8 protein-coding genes are annotated in these 7,254 nt (G+C 49.0%); 1 reads left to right on the top strand and 7 read right to left on the bottom strand.

Features of this window, described 5'->3' with window-relative positions; all coding sequences use genetic code 11:
- Positions 1-177 precede the first annotated feature (177 nt).
- Entirely contained in the window at positions 178-1,515 is a 1,338-nt protein-coding gene (gene brnQ / locus DBO31_RS00500) for a branched-chain amino acid transport system II carrier protein (protein ID WP_113855654.1), read from the bottom strand.
- A gap of 483 nt (positions 1,516-1,998) precedes the next feature.
- Between brnQ and DBO31_RS00495 the strand changes: the two genes are divergently transcribed.
- Positions 1,999-2,817, top strand: coding sequence for an amidohydrolase family protein (locus tag DBO31_RS00495; RefSeq protein WP_150824174.1), 819 nt, complete (start codon positions 1,999-2,001; stop codon positions 2,815-2,817).
- Between the two features lie 100 nt (positions 2,818-2,917).
- Here the strand turns inward: DBO31_RS00495 and DBO31_RS00490 are convergent, their stop codons facing one another.
- The 6 genes from DBO31_RS00490 to DBO31_RS00465 all read right to left on the bottom strand — a co-directional run.
- Entirely contained in the window at positions 2,918-3,838 is a 921-nt protein-coding gene (locus DBO31_RS00490; protein ID WP_059075341.1) for a transketolase family protein, read from the bottom strand.
- The gene (locus tag DBO31_RS00485; RefSeq protein WP_059075342.1) at positions 3,838-4,656 is read right to left on the bottom strand and encodes a transketolase; all 819 of its coding nucleotides are present in this window, start codon (positions 4,654-4,656) and stop codon (positions 3,838-3,840) included. Before DBO31_RS00485 ends, DBO31_RS00490 begins: the two co-directional genes overlap by 1 nt.
- A gap of 105 nt (positions 4,657-4,761) precedes the next feature.
- Positions 4,762-5,130, bottom strand: a complete 369-nt coding sequence (locus DBO31_RS00480) for a PTS glucitol/sorbitol transporter subunit IIA (RefSeq protein ID WP_113855653.1) — start codon at positions 5,128-5,130, stop codon at positions 4,762-4,764.
- A 70-nt stretch (positions 5,131-5,200) separates the two neighbouring features.
- The gene (locus tag DBO31_RS00475; RefSeq protein ID WP_059075344.1) at positions 5,201-6,196 is read right to left on the bottom strand and encodes a PTS glucitol/sorbitol transporter subunit IIB; all 996 of its coding nucleotides are present in this window, start codon (positions 6,194-6,196) and stop codon (positions 5,201-5,203) included.
- Entirely contained in the window at positions 6,189-6,737 is a 549-nt protein-coding gene (locus DBO31_RS00470) for a PTS glucitol/sorbitol transporter subunit IIC (RefSeq protein ID WP_059075345.1), read from the bottom strand. Before DBO31_RS00470 ends, DBO31_RS00475 begins: the two co-directional genes overlap by 8 nt.
- A partial coding sequence (locus tag DBO31_RS00465) for a sugar-binding domain-containing protein (RefSeq protein ID WP_304466335.1) occupies positions 6,738-7,254 on the bottom strand: 517 nt, incomplete at its 5' end. It lies immediately after the preceding gene.

Raw genomic sequence — 7,254 nt, 5'->3', positions numbered from 1 at the left:
TATAGTTAAACGTTTAAAATACCGGTATACCGGTATTTCTCGTGTAGGGATACATAAAAAACATACAAGCTCTTAAAAGCCAAAAAACGGTCACATTAAGCCAAACGTGCTTAATGTGACCGCTCATGTGTCGAGTTGGAGGTTTGTGTTTTCTATAGGATTTAAAATGTAAGCTCATCACCCATGCAGGTCTTCTGCGACATCGACAGACCCTGTCACTTTTTCTGGAAGGATAAACGACAAGGCAATGGCGACGCCGACCGGCACGATCCATCCCAGTCCACTCGTACCCAGGGGCAGATACGAAAGCATCTGGCCGGCCATTTCCAGATGGGCAAACTGATGGAGAATGTCAATGACGGCACAGACAGCCGCCGCTGCGACAGCCAGACGCATGCCAATACGGGAAAGGCTGACAAATTTATTGACGATAATCAGAAGGACGACCGTAATCGCCATAGGATACACAAACAGCAGGAGCGGCAATGTCACCTGAATAATCTGGTTCAGCCCCAGATTGGCTGCTGCAAAGCTGAATAGTGTAATAATCGTGACATACGCCTTATAAGATAACCGGGGAAACTCGCTGGCAAAAAATTCTGACACAGCGGCAATGAGGCCGACCGACGTAGTAAAACAAGTAATGGCGACCATGACCGCCAGGAACCAGACGCCTACAGGGCCGAACACGCTGTAGGAAGCCTGGGTCAGCACATACGCCCCAAGGTTGACTGCCGGATTCTGATACACCGATTCCGGAATAGGAAAATGATTTCCCAGAAGCCCCAGCCCCAGATAAAGGGCCGCCATAAGGATAGCAACCGAAGCTCCTGCCGCCCACACACTGATATAATATTCACGCTGGGAGGAAAATCCCATCTGACGCAGTGTCTGCAGGGCAATGATACAAAAAGCAAAAGCAGCAATCGTATCGACTGTATTATACCCTTCTATAAAACCACTGCCAAAAGCAGAAATGGCATAATTTCCGGCCGGTGCGGTCAGTTCTGTCGTCGTAAAAGCAGAAAGGCCCAGCACAAAGAGCGCAACAATCATAACGGCAAAGAGAGGCGTCAGTATCTTGCCAATGCGGGAGAGAAGTTTTGATGGCGTAATAGAAAGCCACCAGGCCAGAGCAAAATACAATGCCGTATATACCGCCAGCTGCAGCGTGCCATCACCGGCCAGAGGCAGAATGCCCACAGAAAAAGAGGTAGCTGCCGTACGGGGAATAGCCATCAGTGGTCCGATAGCCAGATAAATGAGAGTCAGCAGCACCAGGGAAAACAATGGAGATATCTTTTTATTCATTTCCGCACGGAAACCGCCGGGATTGAACGTCCCCATGATGAGGGACACGACGGGCATGCCGACACCGGAAATAATAAACCCGATAATTGCCGGCCAGAATAAAGGCCCGGCCTGAAATCCAAGGGACGGGGGGAATATCAGATTACCTGCCCCAAAGGTCATGCCAAAAATCAGCAGACCAATCTGCATACCTTTTTTTACCATTTTATAATAGCTCCTTCATGAATTTACCGAAAAACGTTACAAATTACGACACACTCAGTATATACCGTAAATTGTAAACAGGAAAATAGTCGATTTTTATCATAATCTATTTATAATTTCTATACTTTAAAATAAACCGGCTATTATTTGGCACATCAATAATGCCACGATGAAAAAAGGAGAAAACGGAAAAAATCAAAGAATTAAGACAATCGGTTATTTCCATTTTTCTCATGGTATTTTCTATATGTATTTTTTATATCCAATATGCGTTTTTATAATACATATTAGTATCCTGACACGAGACAATTCGCCTGTACGGGCAAATTTCCGATGCCGATTCTCTCTTCTGGCTCAGCCTCTCTTCCATAGCATCGACTGTTTGTCCGGAAAAATTCACATGCAGTCTGCAGAATCAGCAGGGCAAAACAGATGCTTTATGATATAATGGTTTGAAAAGACATGAGAAAGAAGTTGAATAGGATGAAAATAATTGACGCCCATTTCCATTTTGCTGATTTTCCCGGTTTTAATGAACTGGCCATCGCCGCCGGTCATGAAAACACGGCAGAACATCTGGAAAAAGAATACAAACGCCTGGGCATCATCTGCGGTATCGTCATGGGTAATAAAACGTTGTCATTAGAGGGACATCACTATCCGTCCTTTATGCGTTATTGCATCGGTCTGGACCGCTTTGCCATTGAAGAAGATCACGAAAAACAGTTATCGCTCGTTGAAGCACACCTGAAACGCTCCGACTGTGTCGGCCTTAAACTGTATCCGGGATATAACCACTTTTATGTCTATGATAAAAAAATGGACCCGTTTTTTGCACTGGCTGCCAAATACCATAAACCCGTCGCAATCCACACGGGCCTCACGGCGACAAATGACGCTCTTTTAAAATACAGCCATCCCTTTACACTGGACGACGCGGCTGTCCGTCATCCCGATGTACAGCTCGTCATGTGCCACATCGGCAATCCGCTGCTGGAAAGTGCCATTGCCGTATTGGAAAAGAACCAGAACGTCGCCGTCGATCTTTCCGGCCTTCTGGAAGGACGAATCGGCGATATGGACCGTTTCCTGAAGGAAAATCACTGGTACATCGATACGCTCAAAGGCTGGCTCGTCTATCTTAATGCCTGGGACCGCGTACTTTTCGGTACAGACTGGCCCCTGCCCAACCTGGATGAATACATCACCCTTACCAAAGCCATCGTACCGGAACCGTACTGGGAAAACGTATTCTGGAAAAATGCCGCCCGTATCTATCATCTCGAACAATTCATCGACTGAGAACTATCTGTTGTACTCACCCATAAAAAAGGGCATAGCATGACGGTTTCTGCCATCACGCTATGTCCTTTCGTATATCTATCCGTGTATCTGTTCGTTCTTATAAGCTCTTTGCAGCCTTTACGATATCGTCAGCGGTAAGGCCATATTTCTTGAGCAGGTCTGCGGGAGATCCCGATTCGCCAAACGTATCCTGGATGCCGACAAAGGCTTGTTTTGTCGGGCAGTTTCTGGCCAGAGTTTCTGCAACGGCCGAACCGAGACCACCCATGACGGTCGCTTCTTCTGCCGTAACGACTTTACCTGTCTTCCTGGCTACATCAATGATAAGCTGTTCATCGAGCGGTTTAATCGTATGGATATTGACAACTGTCGCCTGGATGCCTTCCTTAGCCAATGTTTCTGCCGCTTCCAGCGCCTTGCCAACCATGATGCCCGTTGCAATGATGGCTACATCGCTGCCATCGCGCAGGACTTCACCTTTTCCCCACTGGAATTTGTAATCATCACCGTGGATGTCATCGACGGCAGCACGGCCGAGGCGGATATATACAGGGCCGACGTATTCTACAGCGGCTTTGACTGCTTCTTCCGCTTCTTTGGCATCGGCCGGATTGATGACCGTCATGTTCGGCAGCGTCCGCATGAGGGAAATATCCTCTATGGCCTGATGGGTACCGCCATCTTCCCCGACAGTAAGACCGGCATGGGTAGCACAGATTTTGACGTTCAGATTCGGGTAGCAGATGGAATTGCGGATGATTTCAAATGCCCGGCCCGTAGCAAATACTGCAAAGGTACTGGCAATAGGAATCCGGCCGGCGGCAGCAAATCCAGCAGCCGTCCCCATCAGATCCTGTTCGGAAATCCCCATATCAAAATACCGTTCCGGAGCAACGGTCTTAAAATTATTCGATTTTGTCGCAGCGCCCAAATCGGCTTCCAGGACGACGACTTTCGGGTTTTTGTAGATTTCAGTCTTGAGAATATTGCCATATGCGGCACGAGTAGCTGTCCCCATTATGCTTCGCCTCCCAGTTCGTTTAATGCCTGCGCACACTGTTCCTGATTCGGAGCCTTACCGTGCCAGCCAACCTGATTTTCCATGAACGATACGCCTTTGCCCTTAATGGTTTCGGCAATGATTGCCGTCGGACGGCCTTTCGTTTCTTTTGCCAGGGTAATAGCAGCCCGGATGGAATCATAGTCATGGCCGTCAATAGCGATGACATTCCAGCCGAATGCACGGAATTTGGCATCAATCGGATTGACATTCATGACTTCATCGTTGCTGCCATCGATCTGCAGCCCGTTGTGGTTGACGAAGAGTGTCAGATTGTCCAGCTTATACTGGGCCGAAGACATGGCGGCTTCCCAGATCATACCTTCCTGGATTTCCCCGTCGCCACACATGACATAGACGCGCCAGTCCGCCTGGTCCAGTTTGGCTGTCAGAGCCATGCCATTAGCTGCAGAAAGGCCCTGTCCCAAAGAACCGGTAGACATATCTACGCCGGGAGTATGTTTCATATCAGGATGCCCTTGGAGCATGGCGCCGCACTTGCGCAGATGCCACAGTTCTTCTTCCGGGAAATATCCCCGTTCTACCAGTGTCCCATATAAGGCAGGTGCACAATGGCCTTCTGAAAGGACAAACCGGTCCCGGTCTGCCATTTTCGGATTTTTAGGATCGATGTGCATGACTTCGAAATAGAGGACCTGTAACATATCTGTAATAGAAAGAGATCCGCCGGGATGACCCGAGCCGGCTTCTGTCAGCATCTTGACGATGTTTTTGCGCACATGGCACGCATGCTGCGCCAGTTCTTCATTTTTCATATGAATTACTCTCCTATCGTAAATATAATAGTAGCTGTATATATTATTCTATCATCAAACGGCTATCAGGGCTAGTATAAATCATTGTTTTATCTATACTGTCCATCAATGGATTTCCAATATGACGCCGTCCTGGAAATCATCGGCTTCGGGAGCTTCATCTCCCCCAAGCATGATACAGCCCGGCCGGTCAGGCACATCCGAAGCTTTGAAACAAAGCGTGCAGTGTCCCAGTTCTTCCATAGTCTGATTGACGCTGTCCCCTACGGCGGTCACATCATATACTTTTTCTCCCAAAAGGACCGTATCGCCCGGCCCGATAGGTGCCAGCAGTTTTTGTGACTGGTGCAGGACGGCTATTTCTGCCAGTTCTGCCGGTACGGTTTCATCGAAAAGAATGATGAATGGCACATCTTCTTTTAAAAAGTGAAGCGCATCACTGCCAACATGCGTTATAACGCTGTGATATTTCAAGTAAGTTCCTCCCTGGTATGAATATCTTAGTCCTGTAAAACAGACATTTCATTATAGCCCACTTCAGAATCTAATACAAGCCGATACTGGCTGCATAAGCAATCAGGACGGAAAGCGGGCCCGTAATGACCCGTGAATAAAGAACAGCCGGCACCCCCAGTTCAATCGTGTCGGGATCGGCTTCTCCCAGACTGAGGCCGACGGGCACAAAATCTGCCCCTACCTGGGCATCAATGGCAAACAATGCTGGCAGTGCATATTGCACGGGGATGTTGCCCAGTGCGATCTGAGCCCCGACGAGTGTCCCCACCACCTGGGCAATGACGGCACCGGGTCCAAGAATCGGGGAAATAAAAGGGATGGCACAGATAAAGGAAATGACCAGCATCCCCGGCAGGGTACCGGCGACGGGGGAAATCGTATTGGCAATGACCGTTCCGATTCCGCTGGCATTGATGATGCCCAGGATCATGCTGACAAAGGCCATGAACGGCAGGATATTTTTGATGACCACATCGATGGTTTCCCTGCCGGCAGCGTAAAATTTATTGACAATCTGACCGATGCTGATTCCGATACGGGTGATGATATTCCGCTTCTGACCTGCCCGGGCCGCATCAATTTTCCGCTTCAGATCTTCTCTCTTGTGGACGGCATCGACATCTTCCGTACGGAGCAGGGCCGCCTGAACCGACGATTCATCGGCATAATCCAGATTTGTTTCCTTGACATCCGATACATACAGTTCCGGTGTCATGAATCGTGCCAATGCTCCTGATTTTCCGACAGGAAGGACATTGATAGTCAGGATATTTTTGCGGGGATAGACACCGCATCTCGCCGTGCCACCGCAGTCGATGACGACGGCCAGTATTTCACTTTCCGGTATGGCATGGGAAAATCCATCTACGGCTTCGCCACCACACATATCGGCAATTTTGACAGCCAGAGGATGAATCCCTCCCCCGGTAATGCTGACGATTTTATGCTTTTCTTCTGTCGGTACCAGCGTCAGCGGGCCTCCCCAGCCGCCACTGCCACGGCGTACAATGACTGGTTTATACATGATCTGCCTCCTGTGTTTTCCGTCGTCCATCGCGTGCTTTCAAATACAGGTATATCTTTTCCGTAATCAGGCCGCGCAAAAAGATGATGATAATCCCGACCAGAAAATAGCGCACGGCCAGTTCGCCCAATTCATAGCCCAGGGCCTGTACACCGGCGGCAATCCCCATATAGACAAACAGTTCACTGCCATTTGCGTGAGGAAACAGCCCTGTCACCGGATGAACAAAACTGACAGCCGCATCATAAAAGGCCGGTTTATACTTTTCTTCAACAAATTGCCCGAAGGTAAAACACATAGGACTGCCCATAAAGATAATAGCCAGGACCGGGACGACGGTATAACGGGTCAGCGTATATTTTGTCGCCTTTTTGGCCACGTGATAAAACCTTTCCTCCCCGATAATCTTGATTAATGAATTAACGGCCGTCATGAGGACGATGATCAACGGAATAATACCTGTGACAAAAGCCGTAAACGTGTCTCCGCCCGCCTTAAAAAGAGCCATAAATCCATTAGCTATAGCTGCTATCGTTTCCACTCACTGTTCCTCCTCTTCATGTATGAATGCTGCTATTCCTCTGGCGCAGGATTCATCGGTAATCAGTACATTTATAAATCCGCCACGCAACGCTCCCAGTACGGCTTTTATCTTGCTCCTGCCGCCGGCAATGGCAATGCGCCGTGGTACGTGCTTCAAATCCTGCAGCTGCAGTCCGGCCACTCGTTCATTATATGATTCATACGGTGCCGTCTGTCCATCCTGGTCGAAATACTGCAGAGAAATATCCCCTACGGCACCAGCAGCAGAAAACGCTTCCAGTGTATGGATATCTACATAATTCAGGCGTACTGCCGTAGACCGGCTGCTATCCAGAGTGCCGATACCAAAAACGGCGGCTTCCAGGCGGTCGTATAAATCAAATACGGGACGCACGGCCCTTTCTTTGCGGAACCCGGCCAGAACTGCCGGATCAGTAAAGATAGCCGGCGAATAGAGCTGCAGCCGCTCTCCGCCAAAACGCCGCGCGAATTCACCCGTGAGAAAATTGGCGTGG

It is taken from the genome of Megasphaera sp. DJF_B143 (assembly GCF_900320625.1).
GTDB lineage: Bacteria > Bacillota > Negativicutes > Veillonellales > Megasphaeraceae > Megasphaera > Megasphaera hexanoica.
This window is presented reverse-complemented; position numbering and strand designations above follow the sequence as displayed.